At 59.9% G+C, this 23,578-nt stretch carries 20 protein-coding genes; 9 read left to right on the top strand and 11 right to left on the bottom strand.

Going from position 1 to position 23,578, the window contains the following annotated elements:
- The first annotated feature begins 47 nt into the window (after nucleotides 1-47).
- Entirely contained in the window at nucleotides 48-611 is a 564-nt protein-coding gene (locus tag ACIOWL_RS11280) for a histidine phosphatase family protein (protein WP_400384800.1), read from the top strand.
- On the opposite strand, the gene ACIOWL_RS11275 is transcribed toward ACIOWL_RS11280, so the two are convergent.
- The 3 genes from ACIOWL_RS11275 to aceA form a co-directional block, all read right to left on the bottom strand.
- Nucleotides 608-1,666 (bottom strand): alpha/beta hydrolase, encoded by a 1,059-nt coding sequence (locus tag ACIOWL_RS11275; RefSeq protein ID WP_400384798.1) that lies wholly within the window; start codon nucleotides 1,664-1,666, stop codon nucleotides 608-610. The two genes, ACIOWL_RS11280 and ACIOWL_RS11275, sit on opposite strands and share 4 nt — an antisense overlap.
- A 224-nt stretch (nucleotides 1,667-1,890) precedes the next feature.
- Nucleotides 1,891-3,528 (bottom strand): malate synthase A, encoded by a 1,638-nt coding sequence (gene aceB / locus ACIOWL_RS11270; protein ID WP_400384796.1) that lies wholly within the window; start codon nucleotides 3,526-3,528, stop codon nucleotides 1,891-1,893.
- A gap of 82 nt (nucleotides 3,529-3,610) precedes the next feature.
- Nucleotides 3,611-4,915 (bottom strand): isocitrate lyase, encoded by a 1,305-nt coding sequence (gene aceA / locus ACIOWL_RS11265; protein WP_400384794.1) that lies wholly within the window; start codon nucleotides 4,913-4,915, stop codon nucleotides 3,611-3,613.
- Nucleotides 4,916-5,604: 689 nt separating this feature from the next.
- Here aceA and ACIOWL_RS11260 point away from each other — a divergent pair.
- Both ACIOWL_RS11260 and ACIOWL_RS11255 read left to right on the top strand, forming a co-directional pair.
- The gene (locus tag ACIOWL_RS11260; RefSeq protein ID WP_400384792.1) at nucleotides 5,605-7,266 is read left to right on the top strand and encodes an amidohydrolase; all 1,662 of its coding nucleotides are present in this window, start codon (nucleotides 5,605-5,607) and stop codon (nucleotides 7,264-7,266) included.
- 183 nt (nucleotides 7,267-7,449) lie between these two features.
- Nucleotides 7,450-8,943 (top strand): helix-turn-helix domain-containing protein, encoded by a 1,494-nt coding sequence (locus ACIOWL_RS11255; protein WP_400384790.1) that lies wholly within the window; start codon nucleotides 7,450-7,452, stop codon nucleotides 8,941-8,943.
- Nucleotides 8,944-8,971: 28 nt separating this feature from the next.
- On the opposite strand, the gene ACIOWL_RS11250 is transcribed toward ACIOWL_RS11255, so the two are convergent.
- From ACIOWL_RS11250 to ACIOWL_RS11225, 6 genes are all read right to left on the bottom strand, one after another.
- Entirely contained in the window at nucleotides 8,972-9,646 is a 675-nt protein-coding gene (locus tag ACIOWL_RS11250) for an AAA family ATPase (protein WP_400384788.1), read from the bottom strand.
- Between the two features lie 107 nt (nucleotides 9,647-9,753).
- Nucleotides 9,754-10,422, bottom strand: a complete 669-nt coding sequence (locus ACIOWL_RS11245; protein ID WP_400384786.1) for an alpha/beta family hydrolase — start codon at nucleotides 10,420-10,422, stop codon at nucleotides 9,754-9,756.
- Between the two features lie 55 nt (nucleotides 10,423-10,477).
- Entirely contained in the window at nucleotides 10,478-11,398 is a 921-nt protein-coding gene (locus ACIOWL_RS11240; RefSeq protein WP_400384784.1) for a hypothetical protein, read from the bottom strand.
- 103 nt (nucleotides 11,399-11,501) lie between these two features.
- Nucleotides 11,502-11,858, bottom strand: coding sequence for a VOC family protein (locus ACIOWL_RS11235; RefSeq protein WP_400384782.1), 357 nt, complete (start codon nucleotides 11,856-11,858; stop codon nucleotides 11,502-11,504).
- A gap of 133 nt (nucleotides 11,859-11,991) precedes the next feature.
- Entirely contained in the window at nucleotides 11,992-14,547 is a 2,556-nt protein-coding gene (locus ACIOWL_RS11230) for an ATP-dependent Clp protease ATP-binding subunit (RefSeq protein ID WP_400384780.1), read from the bottom strand.
- Nucleotides 14,548-14,670: 123 nt separating this feature from the next.
- Complete coding sequence (locus ACIOWL_RS11225; protein WP_400384778.1) at nucleotides 14,671-15,348, bottom strand: response regulator; 678 nt, start codon at nucleotides 15,346-15,348, stop codon at nucleotides 14,671-14,673.
- 82 nt (nucleotides 15,349-15,430) lie between these two features.
- On the opposite strand from ACIOWL_RS11225, the gene ACIOWL_RS11220 reads away from it, so the two are divergent.
- The 3 genes from ACIOWL_RS11220 to ACIOWL_RS11210 all read left to right on the top strand — a co-directional run bounded on the left by ACIOWL_RS11220 (nucleotide 15,431) and on the right by ACIOWL_RS11210 (nucleotide 17,811).
- Nucleotides 15,431-15,613, top strand: a complete 183-nt coding sequence (locus ACIOWL_RS11220) for a hypothetical protein (RefSeq protein WP_400384776.1) — start codon at nucleotides 15,431-15,433, stop codon at nucleotides 15,611-15,613.
- Between the two features lie 48 nt (nucleotides 15,614-15,661).
- Complete coding sequence (locus ACIOWL_RS11215; RefSeq protein ID WP_400384774.1) at nucleotides 15,662-16,846, top strand: sensor histidine kinase; 1,185 nt, start codon at nucleotides 15,662-15,664, stop codon at nucleotides 16,844-16,846.
- 344 nt (nucleotides 16,847-17,190) lie between these two features.
- The gene (locus ACIOWL_RS11210) at nucleotides 17,191-17,811 is read left to right on the top strand and encodes a malonic semialdehyde reductase (protein WP_400384772.1); all 621 of its coding nucleotides are present in this window, start codon (nucleotides 17,191-17,193) and stop codon (nucleotides 17,809-17,811) included.
- An 85-nt stretch (nucleotides 17,812-17,896) separates the two neighbouring features.
- Here the strand turns inward: ACIOWL_RS11210 and ACIOWL_RS11205 are convergent, their stop codons facing one another.
- Nucleotides 17,897-19,114: a hypothetical protein gene (locus ACIOWL_RS11205; protein WP_400384771.1), complete on the bottom strand. Its 1,218-nt coding sequence runs from the start codon at nucleotides 19,112-19,114 to the stop codon at nucleotides 17,897-17,899.
- A 306-nt stretch (nucleotides 19,115-19,420) separates the two neighbouring features.
- Between ACIOWL_RS11205 and ACIOWL_RS11200 the strand changes: the two genes are divergently transcribed.
- Nucleotides 19,421-20,695 carry an NAD(P)/FAD-dependent oxidoreductase gene (locus ACIOWL_RS11200; RefSeq protein ID WP_400384769.1) on the top strand — a complete coding sequence of 425 codons (1,275 nt, stop codon included), beginning with the start codon at nucleotides 19,421-19,423 and terminating at the stop codon, nucleotides 20,693-20,695.
- A 94-nt stretch (nucleotides 20,696-20,789) separates the two neighbouring features.
- Here ACIOWL_RS11200 and ACIOWL_RS11195 read toward each other — a convergent pair whose 3' ends face one another.
- Nucleotides 20,790-21,644 carry an SDR family oxidoreductase gene (locus ACIOWL_RS11195; RefSeq protein ID WP_400384767.1) on the bottom strand — a complete coding sequence of 285 codons (855 nt, stop codon included), beginning with the start codon at nucleotides 21,642-21,644 and terminating at the stop codon, nucleotides 20,790-20,792.
- 166 nt (nucleotides 21,645-21,810) lie between these two features.
- On the opposite strand from ACIOWL_RS11195, the gene ACIOWL_RS11190 reads away from it, so the two are divergent.
- Entirely contained in the window at nucleotides 21,811-22,257 is a 447-nt protein-coding gene (locus ACIOWL_RS11190; protein WP_400384765.1) for a LexA family protein, read from the top strand.
- Nucleotides 22,247-23,539 carry a Y-family DNA polymerase gene (locus ACIOWL_RS11185; protein ID WP_400384763.1) on the top strand — a complete coding sequence of 431 codons (1,293 nt, stop codon included), beginning with the start codon at nucleotides 22,247-22,249 and terminating at the stop codon, nucleotides 23,537-23,539. The genes ACIOWL_RS11190 and ACIOWL_RS11185 overlap by 11 nt, the downstream gene beginning before the upstream one ends.
- Nucleotides 23,540-23,578: the final 39 nt, after the last annotated feature.

Genomic DNA, 23,578 nt, shown 5'->3' with positions numbered 1-23,578 from the left:
GCACATCGGGGCCATGGCGCGGGGCAACCGGTGGAAGAATGTGGGGTATGAAGCTGGGATTCGTCCGCCACGGACAGACACAATGGAACCTCGAAGGCCGCTTGCAGGGAAGCAGCGATATCCCGCTGAACGCTTCCGGGCGCATGCAGGCCGCGCAGGCCGTGCAGGTGCTGGGCGCCGGGCAGTGGGACGTGATCGTTTCCTCTCCGCTGGACCGGGCGCGGCAGACCGCGCAGATCATCGCCGACGGGCTGGGCCTTGAGCTCGGCCCGAGCTATGAGCTGCTGATCGAACGGGACTACGCCCAGGGCGAGGGAATGATCGAAGCCGAGGCGCTTGAACGCTGGCCGGGGAAGATCGGCGGCGGGATCGAACCCCTGGAGTCGGTGGTGGACCGGGGGCGGCGGGCCATCAGCCAGATCATGGCGGATTTCCCGGAGAAAAACGTTGCGGTGATCTGCCACGGCACCATCATCCGCTACACCCTCTCCGACATCGCCGGGTACAAACTGGACACCATCCGCAACGGTTCGGTGGCCGTGGTGGGCCAGGACGAGCACGGGGTGCTGCGGCTCGAGCTGGTCAACGACCAGGTTCCCAGCGTGAACTAGGTCCGCCGCACGGCCCGTTGCACGCTGGAGGTCAGGGATGAATCGTGTTGCCGGTTCTTGACCGCGGCCAGCCAGGCCCCCAGATCCAGATAGGCCTGCGAGCGCACCTCGGGGATGGAGAGGAACACGTCGTGCAGCGCATCGCACAACCGCACCAGGTGAAGTTCCCGGCCCAGATCCAGGCTGCGTTCGGCGACCAGCTGCACATTCAGGGCGACATCGGATTTGGACGCGGCATCCTGCCAGCGCGGCAGCAGGTAGTGGTTGGCGGAGAGCAGCACCAGCACCGGCATCTGCAATTGCAGGCCCTTTTTGACCTTGGCTTGCGCCTCGAACACCGCGGAGATGAATCCGGTGGTGATCTTGAATCCGTTCACCGGGCGCCAGGCAAGGTCGTAGTCCCATTCGCCGTCAAACTGGCTGGAGACCGTGCGGGTGTAGAAGCCCGGGTCGATGCTGGGAAGAAAGCGTTGGGGATTAACCTGCCGGGCGGCCTGCAACAACGTGGACAGCGCGGTGCGCCCCAGCTCGCTGGCCTGGAATTCCAGCCACGGGCTGTTCAGCGCCAGGGCGTCGATTTTATCCGGGTGCGCCGCCGCATACAGGCTGGTGCTCAGCCCGCCGGTTGAATGCCCCAGCAGCACCACGCGGGTCCCGGGGTGGGCGCTGGTGATGATGCGCAGCGCGGCGTCGAACTCCTCGAAATACTGTTCCAGGTTCGTGGTGAAGCCCGGCGGGAATTGCGCACTGAGCCCGCGTTCGGCATCCAGCGGGAGGTTCCGCCCGTAGTGGCGCAGGTCCAGTGCGTAGAAGTCCACGCCGGCATCGGTGAGGAACTGGGCCAGTTCGCGCTGGAAAAAGTAGTCGGACCAGCCGTGCACATACAGCACCGAGAGGCCGCGCAACGGCGGGGCCAGGCGCAGGCGGGCCGAACGGTGGCGAACCAGCGTGGCGGTGGAGCCATCAGACAACGGCAGGGTGCGCCGGGTGAATCCCTCACCCAGCAGATCGGGCTCCCAGAGGCCGTCGGCCGGGTTGCTGAACGTGAACGCCATGGGTTCAGCCTATCCAACACGTCAAGCCCCCAAGTCCAGTCCGGAGTCCAGTTCGGAGTCCAGTCCTGAGTTGAGTCCGGCGGCGCAAAAACGGCGCAAAAAAGCGGCATCCACCCGCGGGAATGATTACCAACGGATGAATGCCGCCCCTTGCGGCCGATCAACATCGGACGACTGGTGGACAATCGGCCAGGAATTGGGTGCGGCTGGTGCCAGCCGCCGGGTTAACCTGCCATTTCAAGCACGGGGACCGGCAGGTCCAGGTAACGCAGGTAGGCGTTGCGGGTCATGTAGGTCGGGAAGTCGTCGCGCAGGGCGCAGGCCTCGAAGATCTCCATGGCGGATTCGAAACGATCCCCCTCGAAACGCTCCATCCGCTCCATGGTCTCCTCCGCCAGGTCCTGCACCCAGCGGCGGGTGACGATCTCACCGTGGTTGGTGATGGCCGACTGGTGGATCCACTGCCACAGCTGCGAGCGGGAGATCTCAGCGGTGGCGGCATCCTCCATCAGGTTGCGCAGGGCCACCGCGCCGTTGCCGCGCAGCCACGACTCGATGTAGCGGATGCCGATCTCGATGTTGTCCCGGATTCCCTGCTCCGTGATGGTGCCTTCCAGGCCAGCCACATCCAGCAGCGCGGAGGCGGAGACCGCCACATCTTCCCGGGTGCGCTGGATCTGGTTCGGATTTTCGCCGAGCACCTGCGTGTATTCCTCGCGGGCCACGGCCACCAGGTCCGGGTGGGCCACCCAGGAGCCGTCGAAACCGTCGGCTGCCTCGCGGGCCTTGTCTTCGCGCACCTTGCCCAGGGCGATCTGGTTGATCGACGCGTCCTTGCGGCTTGGCACGAACGCGCTCATCCCGCCGATGGCGCTGGCCCCGCGGCGGTGGCAGGCACGCACCAGCTGCTCGGTGTAGGCCCGCATGAACGGGGCGGTCATAGTCACCGAATCGCGGTCCGGGAACACAAAACGCGGCCCGCGGGAGCGGAAGTTCTTGATGATCGAGAAGATGTAGTCCCAGCGCCCGGCGTTCAGCCCGGAGGAGTGCTCGCGCAGCTCGTAGAGGATCTCCTCCATTTCAAAGGCCGCGGTGATGGTTTCGATGAGCACCGTGGCGCGGATGGTGCCGCGTGCGATCCCCAGCATGTCCTGGGCCATGTTGAACACGTCGTTCCACAGGCGCGCCTCCAGATGGTTCTCCAGCTTCGGCAGGTAGTAGTACGGGCCGCGACCGGCGGCCAGCAGGCGCTTGGCGTTGTGGAAGAAGTGCAAGCCGAAATCAACCAGTGCCCCGCTCATCGGGGTGCCGGCCACCTGCAGGTGCTTCTCCGGCAGGTGCAGCCCGCGGGGGCGGACCACGATGGTTGGCAGCTTGCGCAGGTCGTAGCTGTTCAGCACGTAGTCCCGGCCGTCGGGGGCGGTGAAGTCCAGCTCGTGATCCAGGACGCGGATCAGGTTCACCTGGTTCTTGATTACGTTCTGCCAGGTGGGGGAGCAGGCGTCCTCCATGTCGGCCAGCCACACGTTGGCGCCGGAGTTCAGCGCGTTGATCGCCATCTTGCGTTCGATCGGGCCGGTGATTTCCACCCGGCGATCTTCCAGTCCCGGAGCGATCGGTGCGACCTGCCATGAGGTGTCTTCGCGGATGCCCCGGGTCGTTTCCAAGAACTTCGGATCGCGGCCATTGGCGATCCGGGCCCGATTCAGCTGGCGATTCTGCATCAGCTCGGCGCGGCGGTGCTCAAAACCCTGGTGCAGGGCGGAAAGGAAATCCAGTGCCTCGCTGGTGAGGATCTTTTCCTGGTAGCGCACTTCGGTAGCGGTGATGGTGATGTTGTTCAGGGTGATCGGGGTGTTCATGGCAGCGTCCTTAAAACTTTAAAAAATGGTGGTGGTGCTAGCTGGCGGCCTTGCCAGCTAGCACCATCGACCCGTGGAGGGTCTAATGGAATTGGCCTTCTTCGGTGGAACCAACCAGGGCCAGGGTGGAGCCGTTCGGGTTCAGCGCGGTGGCGATGGCGTCGAAGTACCCGGTGCCGACCTCACGCTGGTGCTTGGTGGCGGTGTACCCGGCGGCCTCGGAAGCGAACTCGCGTTCCTGCAGCTCGACGTAGGCGCTCATCCCGTCCTTCGCATACCCGGAGGCCAGGTCGAACATCGAATGGTTCAGTGCGTGGAAGCCGGCCAGCGTGATGAACTGGAAGCTGAAGCCCATGGCACCCAGTTCGCGCTGGAACTTGGCGATGGTCGCGTCGTCCAGGTGCTTTTTCCAGTTGAAGGACGGCGAGCAGTTGTAGGAGAGCATCTGGTCCGGGAAGTCCTTTTTGACTGCCTCGGCGAACTTGCGGGCAAGCTCCAGGTCCGGGGTTCCGGTTTCCATCCAGATCAGATCCGAATACGGAGCGTAGGCCTTGGCGCGGGCGATGCATGGTTCGATCCCATTGCGCACCTTGTAGAAACCCTCCGGGGTGCGCTCGCCGGTGATGAATTCCTGGTCGCGCTCATCCACATCCGAGGTGATCAGGGTTGCCGCTTCGGCATCGGTGCGGGCGATCACCACCGAGGGGGTGCCGGCCACGTCGGCGGCCAGGCGGGCTGCATTCAGGGTGCGGATGTGCTGCTGGGTCGGGATCAGCACCTTGCCGCCGAGGTGGCCGCACTTCTTTTCCGAGGCGAGCTGGTCTTCCCAGTGAACACCCGAGGCGCCGGCGGTGATCATTGACTTCATCAGTTCGTAGGCGTTCAACGGGCCGCCAAATCCTGCCTCGGCGTCGGCGACGATCGGGACCATCCAATCTTCGACGGTCTGGATGCCCTCGGCGAATTCGATCTGGTCTGCGCGCTGCAACGCGTTGTTGATGCGGCGGACCACCTGCGGCACCGAGTTCGCGGGGTAGAGCGACTGGTCCGGGTAGGTCTGGCCAGAGAGGTTCGCGTCCGCCGCGACCTGCCAGCCGGAGAGGTAAATGGCGCGCAGTCCGGCCTTGACCTGCTGAACTGCCTGGTTGCCGGTCAACGCACCCAGCGCGTTGGTGTAACCACCGGTTGGGGTTTCCTCGGTCAGCTGCTTCCACAGTTTCTGCGAGCCGCGCTTGGCCAAGGTGTGCTCTTCTTGGACTCGTCCCTGGAGCTTGACCACGTCTGCTGCCGAGTAATCGCGGGTGACACCGTCCCAGCGGGGGTTGTTCGCCCAGTCGTTCTCAATGGCCGCGATGCGGTTGTCGATCGAATTCTCGTTGGTAGTCATGTTGCTGGCTCCTTCAAACAATCTCGGTGGTTCTTCCAGGTTCGAAGCCTTGCGGATTCGATCCGGTGAACTTCTTCGTGACAACAACTATTCCCTGCAAACAACACCTCCAAAAGGGGAGTTTTGAATAAAGATCGTGTGTTTTTTGTTTGAGTGGAAAATTTGCACTTCTTGATGTTAGATGTGATCCACAGCCCAAAAAATGCGCCATATTGCCCGTTTTCGTATGAAAGAAATGTAAAATTTACCGATTGTTTGGGTGTTTCACCGCGTTGTTGTGCTCCGAGGGAGCCTGCGGCGGACAAACGAAGTTTCAGGTGATAGCCCTTTTCTTTCAGGGTGGAGCCAGTTTTCGGCCATGTTCTCCGGAGTGAAGGGGGCATCGGGATTCGGTGCTTCCGAGGAATCGCGCGGAATGCTGGCTGTGTTGCCAGTCAAGGGTGCGCGGCGATTAGGAGGCTCGCGAGCTGGCGGAAAAAGTGGAGAACTTCCGAAAGGCAACTCGTCGGGACGGACCTCAAAGGGCCACGATGTCACCGGTTGGCCGCGCGGCGTTTTCGGGATTCGGCTGTCCAAAGCTGCCAACAACCTCGAACCCGTCGATAAACGGCCGGCGGCTCGTTAGACTCCTGTCACGTCAGGCCCGTTGGATGACCGCGGGCTTATCTCCACAGGAATGGGGTAAACCCATGAGCAGCCGGACCGTCATTTACCCTGCACGTATGGTTCACACCATGGATCCGGCGCGGCCGCAGGCTCAGGCGGTGGCCGTCAGGGATGGGCGCATTCGAGCGGTGGGAAGCCTGAACGAATTGCTCGAGTATTCCGATTGCGTGGTGGACGAGCGTTGTCTGGATAAGGTGATCGTTCCTGGATTTGTCGAAGCCCACGCGCATGCGGGATCCGGTGGAATGTGGGATTCGGCGTTGTATGTCGGTTATTTCGACCGGACGGATCCGGCGGGGAAACTCTGGCCCGGATGCCCGGATGCCGCGGCGATTTTGGAGCGATTGCGAGAGGCCGAGGCGAACCTGGCCCCCGGCGAACCGCTGAAGGCGTGGGGGCTGGATAATATTTATTTCCCGGACACCCGGATTCTTGCTCGGGATTTGGACTCGGTTTCCACACAGCGGCCGGTGCAGATTACCCACGCCAACGGCCATGTGTCGGTGGTGAACAGCCTGGCGCTGCGCCGGGCGGGTATTGATGCCTCCACGCAGGTTGAGGGGGTTGAAAAATTTGAGGACGGCACCCCTACCGGCGAGCTGCGTGAATTCGCGGCACTGGGTTTGGTGCAAGAACTTTTCGGCCCGGGACTGCTGGAGCTTTCCGAATCCAGCCTTCGCAATTTCGCTCAAGACGCGGTCAACCACGGGGTGACCACAATTACCGACTTGGGCAGCATGCGCCCGCTCAGCGAACAGGGGAGGCGCGACTACGCGGACACCGTGGATGAACACTTTCCGGTGCGTTTGAGTGTGTTCCAGTTCGGCATGGGACTGGGGGACGGACCGCTGCTGGAGCAGGCGGCGCAGCGGCTGGCCCAGATCCGGGAGTTGGGTCATGACAAACTGCGTTTCGGGCATGTGAAGCTGATACTCGACGGCTCGATTCAGGGTTTTACCGCCCGGCTTCAGGAACCTGGCTACTTCACTGTGCGTGAGAACGGGATCTGGAACATCAGCCCGGAGGAGTTCGAGGAGGCTTTCAGCGCCTTTCACCGAGCTGGGTTGCTGATACATGTGCATTGCAACGGGGATGAGGCCAGCGAGCTGTTCCTGAATACGTTGGAGAGGGTGTTGACCCGGTATCCGCGGCCCGATCACCGGCACACCATCACCCATTCGCAGCTGACTACCCAGGCGCAGTACCGCAGGGCGGCGGCGTTGGGGGCTTGCGCGAACATTTTCGCCAATCATCTCTGGTTCTGGGGTGACCAGCATGCCCAGCGGATCCTCGGGATCGACCGGGCGTCGCGGATGAACGCGGCGCGCTCGGCGTTGCGTGCGGGAGTTGAGATCTCCTTGCATTGCGATGCTCCGGTGACCGAGCTGAACCCGCTGCAGAGCATGAAACACGCGGTCACCCGGTTGACCCCGTCGGGGCGGGTGCTCGGCGAGTTTGAGCGGATCGAGGTTTATGAAGCGTTGCATGCGGTGACCCTGGGTGCCGCGTATATGCTCAAAATGGATCATGAGGTCGGTTCGCTGGAGGCGGGCAAATGGGCTGATTTCGCGGTCTTGGGTGATGACCCGTTCGAGGTGGAGCCCGAGCGGCTAGGTGATATCAAGGTCTTCGGCACACTGATCGGCGGTGTGCCTCAATCCAGCTGCCAGCACCAGGAATCCTAGTTGAGAATCCTTGGCTCCTGAGTTCACGCGGTTCCGCCGTGAATCACTGGCGTTGGACGTTCCCGGCGTAGTGGAAATAAGTTTGGGCATAATTCGCCTCAGGCACCACGAAGCGCGGTGTTTTGAGGGAAATCTGGCGGATTCTACTGGAAAGTTTCCAACTTCTTCCTCTAGTCTTGTGATGTGACTGCTACCACATGGAATCGTGAAGCTCGGTTAGAGGGCTCCGGCGCGGGTGCCGGGACGAACTCTGAACTAGACGTGATCGCGCTGGGCCGCCGCATCCGCTACCTGCGTAAGGAAAAGGGGCTGACCCTTGACGACATCTGCGCGTTGGTGAATACCGCGCCGAGCCATCTGTCGATGGTGGAAAACGGCAAACGTGAACCGAAGCTGTCGCTGCTTTCTTCCCTCGCCTCGGCCTTGGAAGTGAGTGTGGATGACCTTTTGGGGGCCGAACCGCCCTCACGCCGGGCGGCGCTTGAAATCGAGTTGGAACGTGCCCAGCGTGGACCGCTGTATGATTCCCTGGGGCTGCCGAAGGTGCGGATTTCAAGCCGTTTGCCCATGGACGTGCTTGAATCCCTCGTAGGGTTGCAGCGCGAACTGGAACACCGCTTGGACGAGCAGGCCGCCACCCCGGAAGAAGCCCGCCGGGCCAATACCCAGCTGCGTGAGGAAATGCGCCAGCGCAACAACTACTACCAAGAGATCGAGCAAGAAGCCGAACGGATTCTCAAGGCTTCGGGTCATACCGGCGGCCCGCTCTCGCACCATCGTGCGGCGGATATCGCCGAATACCTCGGTTTCAGCCTGCGGTACGTTGGCAACCTTCCGCATTCCACCCGCTCGGTCACCGACCTGAAAAATCGCAGGATCTACCTGACCCAGGCGGCGGCCCGAGCTGACCATGACCCGCGTTCGGTATTGTTGCAGGCGCTGGGCCACTACGTGCTGGGACATCAAACCCCGGTGGACTATGCGGACTTCCTCTCGCAGCGTGTGGCCACCAACTACTTTGCCGCGTCGCTGATGATGCCGGAGAAGGAAACCACGGCGTTCCTGCAGCGTGCCAAAAAGGAGCGCACGCTGGCCGTGGAGGATATTCGTGATGCCTTTGCGGTGTCTTATGAATCCGCCGCGCACCGCTTCACGAATTTGGCTACCGAGCATCTGGGGATTACCTGTCACTTCCAGAAGGTTCACGAATCCGGGATCCTGCACAAAGCCTATGAGAACGACGGGGTGAATTTCCCCGCTGACCATACCGGGGCGATCGAAGGACAGAGCATCTGCCGGTACTGGACCAGCCGGGTGGTTTTCGACGTCGCGGACAAGTTCCGTTCTTTCGAGCAGTTCACCGACACCATCAATGGCACCTACTGGTGCACGGCGCGTACCGAGCGGCACTCGTCGGGCATGTATTCCTTGTCTATCGGGGTGCCGTTCGAGCATGTGAAATGGTTCCGCGGCCGCGATACCAAGGAACGTTGCCAGTCGAAGTGCCCGGACGAGAACTGCTGCCGCCGCCCACCGGCAGACCTCTCCAGTACATGGTTCGGCAACGCCTGGCCGGCTACCAGGGCGAACACGCACCTGCTGGCCGCCATGCCTACCGGGGCGTTCCCCGGGGTGGATGAAACCGAGGTCTACAAGTTCTTGGAAGCGCAAACCTGAGAACTGCGGGACGGCGCTCTGCTCACGTCTACCGCTGGTTTGTCCCGGCGGCTTCCCTGGCGGTGAGGATAGGGCGTGACACCGGGTAACCGGTCAGCGAACGCAGGTCGGCCAGGAGTTGGTGCGGGGGCCGGGAACCGTCCAAAACGACCCAGCCGTTGGCCGCCGCGAGCCGCAGGTATTCCTTCCGGCTTGCCTGCAGGTACTCCAAGGTTTCAAAATCGTCCTCGCGTGAGGAAATTCGATCAAAGGCGGTTTGCGGGTCGACGTCGAGGACAACCACCAGCGAACTGCCGATGGCTCGGTGAGCCAGCCAGGGCAAGAGCAAACCCAACGGCTGACCACGCACGCTGCGCAAGACTAGTTGGCAGTACAGGTGCCGGTCCATGACGGTCAGTCCGTCCAGCGTGTTTGCGCGTCGCGTATTGAGCGCTACGTTGACGGTGCGGATGGCCATTTCGATAAAGTCTTGGGTGAAGGTGGGGAAACTGATGCCCCACGACCGCGCGCGCTGGGTGAGCCAACGCCGCCCGGAAACGTTCGCGGCGAATTGCGCGCTGAAGCCGTTGCGCCGAAGATCCTCAACAAGCGCTTTGGCCAGGGTGGTTTTTCCCGCGCCGTCGGTACCCATGATGATCAACGATTGCCGAACACCGTGGGCCGGGCCTGCGCGGGAATTCTCCTGCGGTGCACCTCGTGTCATGACTCTCCTCGTTGGATGACTTGTTATTGTATCCAACGAGTGGGGGCCGGGTTGTTCTCCGCTTTTCTCCTGTGGGTTTCATGAGCATGTCCGCGCACCGGGCAGCGCTAGGTGTTAGCCACCGTGCGGTTGATAAAACCTGCGGTCGCCTCCGCCAAGAGCGCTCCGTCTTCTTCCACGCTGCGGCCTGAGCGGGCCGCCTTAAACGAATGATTGCCGCCGTCGAAGAAGACCAGCTCGGTGTGCTGGTTCAGTTTGTCCGCAACGTCCGCCATGAGTTGCACATTGGCAAAGGGATCGCGGGTGCCCTGGAGAAAGAGCATCGACAGCTGCAACGGGTACAGGTGCGCATCTCGAGGTTTGTCTTCCTTCTTGGGCGCGTGCAGCGGATAACCAAGGAAAATCAGTCCCGACGTTTTCATGCCTTCGGCAACGGCCAGGGAGGCCATCCGCCCGCCGAAGGATTTGCCGGCGCTGAAGACCGGCAGATTCTCCGCAAGGTGTTCACCGGCCCAAGCCTGCACCTGATTCCACACCGCCACGGCGGTCGGCGCCTTGTCCGGGAACTTCTTGCCGGCATCCATATAGGGGAAGTTGAAACGCAGGACGCTGATCCGCAAGGCCGCAACAGCTTGGGCGTACCCGGTCATAAATGGGTGGTCCTTGCCAGCGCCTGAGCCATGGGCCAGGATCAACAGCGCCGTAGGGTTTTCTGCGCGGTCCAGCAGTGCGCTAAGTGAGGTGTCACCGAAAGGGATCTGTAGTTCGTGGCTCATGTATTCAAGACTAGTTGCTTCAGAAAGGCGAGCCTGGCAACGGTGCTTAACGAGGTCATTGCGCCAGATCGCGTGGCATTTCCACAGCGGTATCCTCACCATTCCTTGCGATGACGGTGAGTTTGTCGACTTTTCCTTCGCCAACAGCCTTTTCATTGATCCTGATGAGCATATTGCTTGAGACGAAGCGGGAGGCGGGAATGTCGTAGTCGTCGCCCATCCAAGGGCCGTCGGCAATGGAAACTACCAGTTCCCCCTTCGCCGGAGACTCAACCGTGTCAACATAGGCATGCGGGTCGTTGGGGATACACGACCTATAGACCTTTAGCGAAGTGATGGGGGTTCCGCAGAAGGATTCGTAGGTATCATTCATGCTGTTGAGCCACTGAGCGTACTTTTCGTCGGCCCAAGCTTGTCTGTTGGAGGGATCTGCTCCGGTTCGACCGCGCGAGTAACTGCCGGAGTACTTCCCGTCTTCCGTCGAAAAAGTTACCGTCTCCAACTCCGGAGAAGCTTCTCCGATGCTGTCAAACATGATGCGGCCCATAAAACCCAACTCATCTTTGGGACCCTCGTAAGATTCCTGGGCTGAATCGCGATTGAACACAATGTCGTTCGAGAGCTTGATATCGATAACTCCGTCCTCGGGCGAGTCCCAGGAGGTCATGAGACTATAAGGATACAAAAATCCTGCCGTGGATTTGATTCCGGAGTTATCCACCCACATTTGGATTTTTGCATCAGCCCAGGCTTGCCCGGAATTCACCACCGGGGCCGAGGGGCTTGCTGACGCAGATTCAGCAACTGCTTCTGGACCCGCAGACGTTGTGGCCTCGTTGCTCGGCGAGGAGGTGGATGAGGCAGGCGGCGCAGTGGCAGCAGTGCTTTTCTGGCTGTCGGCGGCGCTGCATCCGGCCAGCAGCAGGGTGGCAATGGCGGTAGCAGCAAGAAGTTGAGGTCGCAAAACACGCTCCAAGGGTAGGTATTAAGACCATCCTATGGAACGTGGGCGACAGAATAGGTGTTTATTGCGGGTGCACAGGGCGGGGCATCGCGAGCGGAGCGGCAACCAGGCCTAGCTAGTCCCCGTGGGGATCCGACAGGCAGAAAACGATGCCGAATGGGTCGCGCAGCACGCTCCAGCCGAAGTCCGGGTCATCGATATGTTCTTCAACCAGGGTGGCCCCGGCGGCGATGAGTTCTTCAACTTCCGCGGCCCGATCGGCCTTGGCTTCAAGGTCCAGGTGCACCCGGTTTTTCCCGGCAGTCACCTCCGCGACCTGCTGGAAACCCAGACGGGCGGGGAATCCGGGGACCGTGAGCATGGTGAAGCCGGGATACTGGCCCGCGTATTCACCATGCAGCACCAACCGCCACCAGGCTGCTGCCGCTTGCTCGTCCAGGGTATCGAGGGTGATCATGCCAATAGTTGCCATGGGTACCAACCTACCGGGGGACAGGGGACTTGGGTAGGGTCAAGCGCCAGCGGTGGTCGCCGAACAGCACGAAGGGCGGTGCGCCCAACCACGTATGGTTGCGCGAACCGCCCTTCGCTGAGGGGGATGCAGGCTAGCTGCCGAAGAAATCCATTACCTTTTCTTCGCTAGCAGGCGGAAGGCTCGGCGCCACCTGCTTGGCCACCTTGAGCTGGCCGTCGGCGTAGTCCACCGCGATGGTGTCCCCGGCGCTGACCTCGTCGCTGATCAACAGGTCGGCAATCGCGTCCTGGACCTTGCGCTGCACCAGACGGCGCAGCGGGCGGGCGCCGAACTCGGGGTCGTATCCCTCATCCGCAAGCCACGCCACGGCGGCATCGCTCACCTCAAGGCCAAGCTCCTGCTCGCTCAGGCGCTCGCAGGTTTCGGCCAACACGAGCTTCACGATCTGGCCGATCTCCGACTGGCTCAGCTTGCTGAACAGCAAGACCTCGTCCAGCCGGTTCAGGAACTCCGGACGCATGAACTCGCGGACCTTGCTCATCACCTTGGCCTTGATCTCCGCGGATTCACTGGTCGCGCTGGACGACGTGAAACCGAAGTTGCCGGCCTTGTTGGCCAAGTATTCGCCACCTAAGTTGCTGGTCATCAGGATCAACGTGTTGGAGAAGTCCACGGTGCGCCCGGACGAATCGGTGAGCCGACCGTCGTCGAGTACCTGCAGCAGCACGTTGAAGACGTCCGGGTGGGCCTTTTCGATTTCGTCGAGCAGGATCACCGAATACGGGTTGCGGCGTACCTTTTCGGTCAGCTGACCGGGCTGGTCATGGCCGATGTAGCCCGGAGGGGCTCCGATCAGGCGCGCCACGGTGTGCTTCTCGCCGTATTCGCTCATGTCCACACGGATCATCGCGTCGGCTGAGCCGAACAGGTTGGTCGCCAGTGCCTTGGCCAGCTCGGTTTTGCCCACGCCGGTCGGACCCAGGAACAGGAAGGACCCGATGGGACGCGCTGCGGGGGACAGGCCCGTGCGGTTGCGGCGCACCGCGCGGGCGACCGCGGTCACGGCCTGGGACTGCCCGATCACCGAATGATGCAACGACTCTTCCAGCGTTGACAGGCGGGCCTTGTCATCCCCGGAGATTCGGGAGGTCGGGATGCCCGTGGAGCGTGCGATCACCTCAGAGATCTGGGTTTCGTCCACCACACGGGTGACACCTGCATCGCCGGCGGCTTCCGCGCTGGCAATTCGTTCACCCAGCGCGGTGATGTGATCGCGCCAGGCGCTGGCATCCTCAAAACGCTCCTCGCCCACCGCGCGGGCCTTATCCCGTTCGGCCTCGACCAGTTCGGCGCGCAGCCCCTGCACGTCTTCGGTGTCACCGGCGGCGATCGAACGGCGCGCTCCGGCAATATCGATCAGGTCGATCGCCTTGTCGGGCAGCCGGCGGTCGGTCAGGTAGCGAGCCGACAGGCTCACCGCGGCCTTGAGTGCTTCCGGGGTGTACTGCACCTGGTGGTGGTCCTCGTAGGATTCGCGCAACCCTTCAAGGATCGCCAGTGCGACCTCTTCAGAGGGCTCTTCCACGGTGACCTTGCCGAAACGGCGGGCCAGGGCGGAGTCTTTCTCCACCTTGCGGAACTCGTCCAACGTGGTGGCGCCGATCAGGTGCAGCTCGCCGCGGGCAAGTCGCGGCTTGAGGATGTTCGCGGCATCCATATTGCCCGATTCGCCCGAGCCCGCGCCGACCAGCAGGTGCATTTCATCGATGAACACGATTGCCTGGCCTTCGGCGTCCGCGACTTCCTCCAACAAGCCGGTCAAGCGCTGCTCGAAGTCGCCGCGGTAGCGGGTCCCGGCAAGCATGCCGGGCAGGTCGATGGAAATCAGGTGGGCGCCGCGGATCTGTTCCGGGACTTCGTCGGCCACGATGGCTCGCGCCAAACCTTCGGCGATGGCGGTTTTGCCCACACCGGCTTCACCGATGAGCACCGGGTTGTTTTTGGTCCGCCGGGCCAGGATCTCGATGACCTGGGCTAGTTCGTCGTCGCGGCCGATCACCGGATCAATCTGCCCGTCGGCGGCCAGCGCGGTCAGGTCGGTGCCGTAGCGCTCCAACATGGAGACCTCGGACTCTTCCGAGTCTTGGTTCTGTCCTGATTGGGCACGCTGGACCTGTTCCATGGCTGCCTGTTGCAGCGACTGCCCGGTAATCCCATGCTGGGCCAGCAGGTTGCTGACCGGGGACTCCGGGTTGAACACAAACGCGAGGAACAGGTGATCCGGGTCGATATAGGTGGATCCGTAGTTGCGAGCGACCTGGTAGGCATCGAAGAGGCTGCGCTGGGCGGCAGATGAAAGCCGGGTTGGCTTTTCCTTTTGCTCATGGCGCTGGGGCAGATGAGCGATCGCGTCCTTAGCTAGCGACTCGACGTCCGTGCCCATGGCTTCGAGATGAGAATTGATTGGCTCGGTGCGCAACAGCGCAACAAGCAGGTGCAATGAGTCGATTTCGTCGTGGCCGTGTTCATGCGAGATGGACGCGGCGGTGTTGACTGCCTCGTGGGTACGCGCCGAAAGCAACCGGGTGATGTCAATCGGCCGGGCAGCTTGTGCGCGCGAGGAAAGGAACCGGGAGAGAAATTCCTCGAACGAGCCGTTGTCGGGAGAGCCGAAGAATGCTGGCAAGTGAGCCTCCTAGTAGAAACTTGAGTGGTCTATGCTCATGTTCAACGTATTCGGCGCGAATCTATTCCCGGCATCCTTCGTGAACGTCCACAAAGAGGTTCAACTCACGTCCAGCAGGACCGTCTATTGGTCGCGAGGAATCTCAATAAGTCCCATACGTGTCGCGGCTACAAGTGCCTGTACCCGGTCGCGAACCTCTAGTTTTGCAAAAATTTTGGCCATGTGTGTTTTTACGGTGGCTTCGGAAATCTTCAGGGTTCGACTGATTTCGGTGTTATTAAGGCCGTTCGCCAAAAGTTTGAGAATTTCGACCTCGCGCGCGGTGATCCCGAGGTCTTCAATCAAATCCCTGACTTCCTGGCGGGTGTCGCGGTAGGCCGACTGAATTGCCGAAACCAGGTCTGAAGATACGGATGGAGAAATGGCCGCCGTTCCGTTGTAGACCGCATGGATGGCGCTGATGATCTCAGCTGGTTCGGTGTCTTTGACGAGGTATCCACCCGCGCCAGCGGCGAGAACCGGAACAAGATAGTCATCGGAAGAGAACGCTGTGATGGCGAGAATGGCAGGGCTGTTTTGCGCTGACTTGATTTCGCGGGTGGCCTCAACACCGTCCATGATCGGCATCTGCAAATCCATCAAAACAACGTCAACAGCATTGTCTTGGCAGAATTCAACTGCTTTTAACCCATTATCTACGGATTGAAGCGTTACAATTCTCTGATCCGTTGCTAGGATTGTGCCCAAAGCACTTCGGATAAGAGGCTCGTCGTCAACGATGAGCACTTTAATCGGTTCCATCAGTTTCCTTAGAAAGATACTGCAGACCAACTCCGGACTGCCCACTCGAACTATATAAGATTACTCAAACATGGGGTGTGTTATGAAAGCTTTGAAGATGCTCGCCGTTGCAGCGTTGGTACTTGCGCCGATCACTGCTGTTGCAGCTCCGGCCTCCGCCGACAGTGGCTCGACAGTAATTGGCGGCGGCGCCGTTGCTACTCCTGCTGGCTGGGGAACTGACCTGTCGAACTGGTTCTGCAAGCACTACGGCATCTCCTGCTAGTAGAGCTGTCCGCTTGACTTCAGTGTTAACCCAGTGAAGTATCGGCGTATGAAAGCACGGCTTAAAGACACCCTGACCAAGCAGTTTGATGGTCGGGGTGTCATTGTTTGGGCGGGTACAGCCACGTTGTTGGCTATCTCAGCGACTGAAATTGTTACGATCCTGCAAGACGGGGTTATTGACTCAACTGCGAAATCTATACGTGGGGCGCTGGCTGGTGTCACTTTGTGTATTGCCTTGGTTATCGGGCGCCGTTGGGTTGGTGCTTCGCTTGGCATTTATATTGCATCTGCGTTCTTTTTCTTCGGCAACGGTCAGTTGCTTTTCTGGATGGTTTTTTCAGTTGTAATCTTTTCGGCGCTTGCTGCGACGGCCAAATCGCGTCACGTCAGGGTCTGGTATCTGACATTGCTGGTTGGGTGGATGCTTCAATTCATCATTCGTGCAGGTGCTGATGCGATCTTGATCCTCTTTCTTGCCCCGCTGGCGGCGTTGTCCTACGCGTTGACCCGCAGTATTTTTCTATTGCGAGAGCGAAACGCAAAGGCAATCAAGGCAATGAGGGCCGCGGACGCTAACGCTCGTCAGGCGATCGAAGCGGAACGCAAAAATATCGCGCGGGATCTGCATGACATCGTGGCTCACGACATCACCGTGGTTGCCATGCAGTCCAAGGCCGCAAAATTTGCCAACGACGGGCAGATGGCGTTGGACGCTATTGACGTAATCGCCAAGCTCAGTACCGAGACATTGCACGACTTGCGCCTGATGCTCAACGTATTGAGAACAGACGGAACCATGGCGGACCCGGCGTTCAGTACAGGGGATAAGCCCGCCGCGACGACGGTTTACGCAGTTCAAGGAGTTGAACTCTTCTCTCAGCGCCTGCGGGAAGCAAATTTTGTTGTGTCATCGCACACCGAGGAAAAAATTTCTGATCTTCCGCGCTCTGCGCAGACTGCGCTGTATCGGGTGATGCAAGAAGCGACAACCAACGTCATTAAGCATGCTTTGCCAGGCGGTGAATGCACCATTTCCTTGGCTGTTCAGGGCTCCGAAGCTCGGCTCAAAATTACTAATCAGATGCCGGAATCAAGCTCTGAAAACCATTCACTTCCGGTGGGTGGCAGTGGACTGATTGGTATGGAGGACCGGATGAAAGCGTTCGGTGGTCGTTTTAAGACCGCAGAGCGCAATGGCCACTGGATTTTGACGGCCAGTATCCCGTTCTGAGCCCTACCCTCCTACTTAAGTATGATTTCGCAATTCTTGCAGACGCGATAAGTTATATACGTATCGGTGAAGACCGATCACCGGTTAGGTACTTGGTGGTGTTTTGCGAGTGGCATCATCAAGGACCAAGGGTGATTAAAAGGTACGTTGCGTTACTGAGCGAACGATCTTTCATCGGCGTTGTGCCCCCATCGCACGCCGTTGTTCGCAAGTGACGTAACGTACCTTTTATAACTTAATCCCCAGGAATTTTCTCGTGACAGTGTTCACAAAATCGCGAGGGCGGCGCGGAATCTCTATATCCTGATTCCAAGAATCCGTGAACATTGCGAAAGCGAGCCCCCATGACTGTCCAGACTGAATCAAACGTCTACGAAGCGCTCACCATCGATCCGGCGTCCGCGGATCAGCTCTTCTTCGAAGCCCGCAGCGCGAACTCCTTCAGCGACGAACCAGTGTCAGATGAAACTCTTGACGCAATCTACGAAACGATGAAGATGGGCCCCACGCTGATGAACAATCAGCCGCTACGTATTACCTGGGTCAAGTCCGAAGAAGCGCGTCAGACGATCGCTGGAACCATGTCCGGCACCAATGCTCAGAAGGCGCTTACCGCCCCGGCACTGGCTGTGCTGTCCTTCGACACCGAATGGCATGAAGAATTCGAGAACTTCTTCCCGCATGCGCCGGAGCGCAAGGCGATGTTCGAGAACGCCGAGGTGCGTACCGCCGTGGGCAACAACAACGCCTGGCTCCAGGCTGGTTACTTCATCATGGCCGTGCGAGCTGTTGGATTGGCCGCCGGACCGATGGGCGGTTTCGATTCGAAGGCTGTTGATCAGGCTATCAACGCCGAGAACAACCAGAAGTCGTTCTTGATTGTTAACGTTGGCAAGCCGGGAGAGAACCCTTGGTTTGATCGCCTGCCACGTCACGACAGCGAACTGGCTACCCGCAGCATCTAGCCAGCGGGACGGGCTGAGAACAAAAAACATCGGGAGTGCAACGTCGCGTTGCACTCCCGATGCTTTTGGGTCCCGCAGAAAAGTATTACCGCGCGGTCGTTGGACCTTCGCCGGTCGAATCGGTCCCGAGGACATGATCCGAGACCTTGGTCAGTGCACGCTCCAATGCTGATCGGAGAACTACCGGTACGGTGATCTCGTCTTCGATGACAACCAGCCCTTCGCGTTGGAAGCTGCGCAGCAAGCTTTCCACCTGCGGGATCACTACCTCAAGGCTGGCGATCAGGTGATGCTGTTCTTCTGGCAGATCATCGGTTGTTGGCACCTGCAATGCGAATTCGGTGCGCGGCGGTGTGCTTGACGCTGCATTGCTCAAGACCCCGGCAGTCATTTCTGCGATGGTCGACTTGCCTGGCGTATCCAGCGTGTTGATCAGCACGTGGGAGAAGAGCACCTCTGCAATGAGTTCCTTGACCAGCCGTGAGCCGGGGCCGGAAGCGCCCTGCAGTGCCTGCGCCAAGGATTCGGTCGGCATGGCGTTCGGTGCCTGATAGCGAAGCATTGCGGTGCCAATCAGCGCATCCCAATAGGCCGATAAGCGTGGGATCTCAGCCAGGCCGCCCACCGTGCTGCCGTCCGCAGGCTCCCACTGGACCGAGCCGGTCTCGGCTGGCTCGGCCGTCTCGTCAACGGTAACGATCAGGCCCAATGCGGAGGCCGCATCTTGCAGTGTTTCGCCGGTGAGAACACCGGACGGTGAGGTTGGTTTGCCTTCCCCGACCCAGTTGACCAGTTCGCGAGCGGCAAAAACAAAAGGCATGGATTCCAGCTCGGCATTGGCCTCGTCGTCCTCCAGGAAAGGCACGACGATCGGAGAATCTCCGGCCATCCGGGAGAGGAACTCAAAGGTCTGCTTGAAGTCATCCACGCTTCCGCCGAAGTTGGCAGTGGTGCCGAGGAAGGTGAGGTAGTGCTTGAGGATCGCCGCACTGGCCTCGGCCACTTCTTTGCCTAATGACGACAGATGCCCCAGCTGTTCGCCGAGCACCTCTGGATCCAGGGTTTTGACGTCAACGGTCTTGCGCAGCTGAGCATGAACCGTGAGCAGCGTCGTGAGGCCTTCTACTGCTGCCCGGGTCTCGCTGGCCGGTTGGCCTTCTTCCTGGAAATGACGGAAGAGCTGGGATTTGAACGGTTGCAGTTCCTGGCGCACTTCAGACTCGAAAGGAACCGAGCTTGCGCCTTCGCGGCGTGCGGGATGACCCTGTGACTGCTTTTTCTTGGCTGGTTTACGTGATGCCATAAGTTTGCTGGTTTTCCTTAACTAGGCAGGAAAGATGATTCCCCTCCAGTCTACTTAGACATCGAATCCTTCAACCCGACCACAGGGCTTTGACCGATGAGGGTGAGGGAATCTATTCAACTATGCGATGCAAACCGTAATAAATACGGTACTCATTGTTGATCTCCGCAAAAAATTCAGATCACATCAGTGTGTGTCTGCGATCACCGTGGAATCCTCAGACCCCGTTGATTTTCGGCCAATTTCAGACGAGAGTGAGTTGCAACGGCCCTGTGCGGAGGGGCTGTGACTAGAGGAGTGTGGATCATGGGTGCGGCTGTTCCTGAGCATGTGGTTGTTGTCGGTGCGGGATTTGTTGGTTTGTCGACTGCTTGGTACCTGCAGGAAGCTGGCGTTAAAGTCACCGTCGTGGATCGCGGAGGTGTGGCTTCCGGGTCGTCATGGGGAAATGCTGGCTGGCTGACTCCCGCCCTGACCCTGCCGATTGCCGAGCCATCGATCTTTTCCAATGGTCTAAAAATGATGCTGGATCCAGCCTCGCCCCTGTATATTCCGCTGAAGGCCGACACTAAACTGCTGCGCTTCCTGCTCGGTTTCGCTTGGCATTCAACCCCGAAGAAGTGGGAAGAGGCCATGCGCATCTTCTCTGAAATCGGGACGAGCGGCCTGGATGCTTTTGACGAGATTGCTCAAGACACCGAAAAGGGCCCCGGCACCCGAGAGCTGACCAAGCCAGCGGAGCCGTTTTTGACTGGGTTCGTGTCCATGAAGGACCGCGATGCCTTGCTTCACGAGTTTGAAATGATCCACAAGACCGGCGGCCATGTCGATTTTGAAACTCTGACTGGCGACCAGCTTCGAGCTATCGAACCCACCCTGTCCGAGAACGTTGTGGCAGGTGTCGCCGTCAAGGGGCAACGTTATTTGAACCCACCGAAGTTCATGGCTTCCCTCGCTGAATCGGTGATTGCCCGCGGTGGAGACATCATCGGCGCGTTTAACGTCACCGACGTGCGCGATCACGGGGGTTCGGTCACCGTCATCGGTTCCGAAGGACGTGCAATTACCGCAGATCATGTGGTGTTGGCTACGGGGGCCTGGATGACCGACTTGGCGGCCAAATTCGGGGTGAAGGTCGTGGTGCAGGCCGGTCGCGGGTATTCGTTCACCGTTGAGCCGGAGCATATGCCGACCCATCCCATCTACTTCCCAACCCAGCGTGTTGCCTGCACACCTCTGGGCGATCGCTTCCGCGTGGCCGGCACTATGGAGTTCCGCGACGTCAACCACAAGCTGGAACCGAAGCGTATCGAAGCGATTGTCGCCGCGGCCACCCCGGTCTACCGGGGGATCAAATGGGAGAACCGCAAAGAGGAATGGGTTGGCGGGCGCCCCTGCACCGCCGACGGACTTCCCCTGGTCGGACATACTTCGTCGCCACGCGTTTCGGTAGGCGGCGGGCATGGCATGTGGGGTGTGGCCCTCGGGCCACTGACCGGAAAGATCTTGGCGGCGCAGATTACCGGCCAGAATACCCCGGCCATTGCGCGTCATTTCAACCCGCTGCGCAAGGGTTTCTAAACCCTTCTAAGACATACCCGAAACACCAAAAGGCAAACCGGCCCGAATGCACGCATCCGCGAGCAATCAGGCCGGTTTGTTGTTTGTGGTGAGTTTAGCGGTGGCGGATGGACTCTTCGGCCAGCACCGAACGATAGCCTTCGCGGTAGCCGGGAAATTCTAAGGCGAATCCCGTGGAGAGCAGTTTGGAATTCTTGACCCTGCGGTCCGCGGCGCGACGAGTCGACGGTTCGGCGGCTTGCGGGGGAACTGGCAGATCCAGCTGCGCGGACAGGAAAGCGAAGATGTCCTCCAGCTGGGCCGGCTCATTGTCGGTCACCATGTACAGCTCATCGGCGCGTTCGCCCATGCTGGCCACGTGGACGATTGCCTGAGCTAGGTCGTCGCGGTGGATGCGGTTGGTCCAGTGCGACCCAACGGGCAAACGCGCGGTGCCATTGCGTACCTGGGTGATCAGGTGGTTGCGCCCGGGGCCGTAAATACCCGACGCACGCAATATCGTCACCGGCAGTCCGGAACCCAAGAACTCTTGCTCGGTGAGGGCAAGAATTTGGGAGGTTTCGCGGTTTGGCTCAGCCGGTGTCGACTCATCGATCCATTCCCCGTGATCCCCGCCGGATACCGCGGTGGAGGAAACGTACACAAGACGTTTGAGATTGGGCGCCTGCTCCTGAAGTGCGTGAACCAGCCTCCGCGCAACCTGCAGGTAAGCGCGCTCGTAGCCCGGGACATCGCGGCTGGAAGGCACCGGGGTGAGGAGAACAACCTCGGTGTCCGGGTCAATTCGTGGCCAAGGCCGCTGATCCTGAAGATCAACATCTTCCCCGTGTAGCGTGGCGGGAAGTTTGGAACTGTTCCGGCGCCATCCGGTCACATGATGTCCCAGCGCGGCGAATCGCAACCCCGCTTCGGTTGCCACATCTCCGCAACTGATCAACAAAACTTTCACGCTACTCCTTGATTGGACGTGTTGAAGGCCGCTTGAGCCACATGACCCCAGCCTAGGCGCAGGCTGGCGGCGGAGCCACATTGACCTTCGCCGGAACCACCAGCGCTGTATCTGCAAAACAGGGTACAATCTCAATTGTTCGAAAGTATATCCGAATAAATCTTCCGTGGGATGTTTTGAAGTAGGTGAGGCAGCGGTGGTAGATGCAGACCCATTTGTGCCCGAAACAGCCAGTCAAGGGCCGGTGCAGGCGGTCTCCGCCATGGGTTTCCCCTCGCCTGCCAGGGATTATTTCGACGGTGGTTTTGATCTGAATCGACTGCTGGTCAAGGACCGGGTCTCCACCTTCATCATGCGGGTGGGTGGTGATTCGATGCAGTCTGCCGGGATCTATGACGGGGATGAAATCATCGTGGATCGCTCCGTCCCGGTGCGTCACAATTCGGTGGTGATCCTGACGCTCAACGGCCAATTGCTGGTACGCCGATGGCAGATCGACGGCCAGCGGGTGGGATTGTTGTGCGATGAATCGCCGCTGCCGGTGGTGCTGACCGAAGGCGATGAGGTCAGTGTGTTTGGTGTGGTCACGAGGTGCATTCACCATGTCCGGTGACCACGTTGCGCTGGTGGACGTGAATAATTTTTACGTTTCCTGCGAGAGGGTTTTTGATCGTTCGTTGATCAACCGTCCAGTGGTGGTGCTCTCCAACAACGACGGCTGTGTGGTCGCCCGCTCTCAGGAAGCCAAGGAACTCGGCATTGGCACCGGTGAACCGTTCTTCAAGGTGCAGCGTTACATGCGCAGCCACGATCTCGCCGTGCGCTCAAGCAATTACGAGCTGTACGGAGATATGTCCGCGCGGGTCATGGAACTTCTGGGCCGTTACGGGACCTGGCACGAGGTGTATTCAATCGACGAATCTTTTGTCGGGTTGGAAGGCACCTTGGAGCAGGTGCGCAGCACCGCGGCGCAGATCCGTGCGGCAATAGACCGGCTGATCGGGGTGCCGGTGTGTGTGGGAGTCTCCTCAACCAAAACGCTGGCGAAGTTCGCTAACCACGTCGCCAAACACAACACGAACCTCGGCGGGGTCTGTGTCCAGGATCTGATGGATCCGCAAGTCCTCGAGCGGATCAAATCATTGGTTCCGGCTACGGATGTTTGGGGTGTCGGACGTAAAACCGGGGCCAAACTAGCTGGCATGGGCATTGTTTCCATTGCTGATCTTGAAGCGGCCGACCCGCTGCTGATCCGCCGAAAATTCTCGGTGGTGCTGCAACGTACTGTATTTGAACTCAACGGGCAGCGTTGCATCGGCCCGGTTGAAGAACGCAGCGACAAGGGACAAGTCATGTTCACCCGCTCGTTCTCAACCCCGGTGCGGACCCGTGAATCCATGGAAGAAGTCATGTCCATCTATGCGCAAAAAGCGGCTGGGCGTTTGGCCAAGGAGGGACGCTACGCCTCACTGTTAACGGTGACGGCGGGAACAAGCCGATTCGCCAACGGGCAGGCATCCTTTCCCAGCACCCAGGTGCGCTTACCGTCGCCCACACGAGACCCCATCATGCTCACTCGCATCGCGGTGGCGGCCATGAACGAATTGATGATACCCGGAGTGGATTACGTCAGGGGCGGAGTGATCCTCTCCGGGCTCAGCGATACCCCGGGCGAGCAGCAGTTGGATCTTTTTGGCCAGGGTGAGCACACGGAAAATGCCGATCCGGTGAACGTCTCGGACGTGGTGCAGGATATCTCGGCCAGATTCGGGTCCAAAGCAATTGGGTTGGGGCGTGCGGGCATTGCGCAGAGTCCTTCGTGGTCGATGAAGCGCGAGCATATCTCCCAGCGCTACACCACCGAGTGGGATGAGCTGCCGCTCGCGCGAGCCTGAACTGCTGGTTGGGCGGCACCATGTTTCCATGCAGGATCG

Origin of the sequence: Glutamicibacter sp. NPDC087344 (assembly GCF_044744225.1) — a bacterium.
In the GTDB taxonomy this organism is placed as follows: Bacteria; Actinomycetota; Actinomycetes; order Actinomycetales; family Micrococcaceae; genus Glutamicibacter.
This window is presented reverse-complemented; position numbering and strand designations above follow the sequence as displayed.

Coding starts and splice junctions, on each gene's coding strand:
- ACIOWL_RS11200 (WP_400384769.1), top strand. CDS start 19,421: ATGGGTGCGGCTGTTCCTGAGCATGTGGTTGTTGTCGGTGCGGGATTT.
- ACIOWL_RS11275 (WP_400384798.1), bottom strand. CDS start 1,666: ATGGCGTTCACGTTCAGCAACCCGGCCGACGGCCTCTGGGAGCCCGAT.
- ACIOWL_RS11235 (WP_400384782.1), bottom strand. CDS start 11,858: ATGGCAACTATTGGCATGATCACCCTCGATACCCTGGACGAGCAAGCG.
- ACIOWL_RS11245 (WP_400384786.1), bottom strand. CDS start 10,422: ATGAGCCACGAACTACAGATCCCTTTCGGTGACACCTCACTTAGCGCA.
- ACIOWL_RS11260 (WP_400384792.1), top strand. CDS start 5,605: ATGAGCAGCCGGACCGTCATTTACCCTGCACGTATGGTTCACACCATG.
- ACIOWL_RS11215 (WP_400384774.1), top strand. CDS start 15,662: ATGAAAGCACGGCTTAAAGACACCCTGACCAAGCAGTTTGATGGTCGG.
- ACIOWL_RS11210 (WP_400384772.1), top strand. CDS start 17,191: ATGACTGTCCAGACTGAATCAAACGTCTACGAAGCGCTCACCATCGAT.
- ACIOWL_RS11205 (WP_400384771.1), bottom strand. CDS start 19,114: ATGGCATCACGTAAACCAGCCAAGAAAAAGCAGTCACAGGGTCATCCC.
- ACIOWL_RS11280 (WP_400384800.1), top strand. CDS start 48: ATGAAGCTGGGATTCGTCCGCCACGGACAGACACAATGGAACCTCGAA.
- ACIOWL_RS11220 (WP_400384776.1), top strand. CDS start 15,431: ATGAAAGCTTTGAAGATGCTCGCCGTTGCAGCGTTGGTACTTGCGCCG.
- aceA (WP_400384794.1), bottom strand. CDS start 4,915: ATGACTACCAACGAGAATTCGATCGACAACCGCATCGCGGCCATTGAG.
- ACIOWL_RS11225 (WP_400384778.1), bottom strand. CDS start 15,348: ATGGAACCGATTAAAGTGCTCATCGTTGACGACGAGCCTCTTATCCGA.
- ACIOWL_RS11250 (WP_400384788.1), bottom strand. CDS start 9,646: ATGACACGAGGTGCACCGCAGGAGAATTCCCGCGCAGGCCCGGCCCAC.
- aceB (WP_400384796.1), bottom strand. CDS start 3,528: ATGAACACCCCGATCACCCTGAACAACATCACCATCACCGCTACCGAA.
- ACIOWL_RS11185 (WP_400384763.1), top strand. CDS start 22,247: ATGTCCGGTGACCACGTTGCGCTGGTGGACGTGAATAATTTTTACGTT.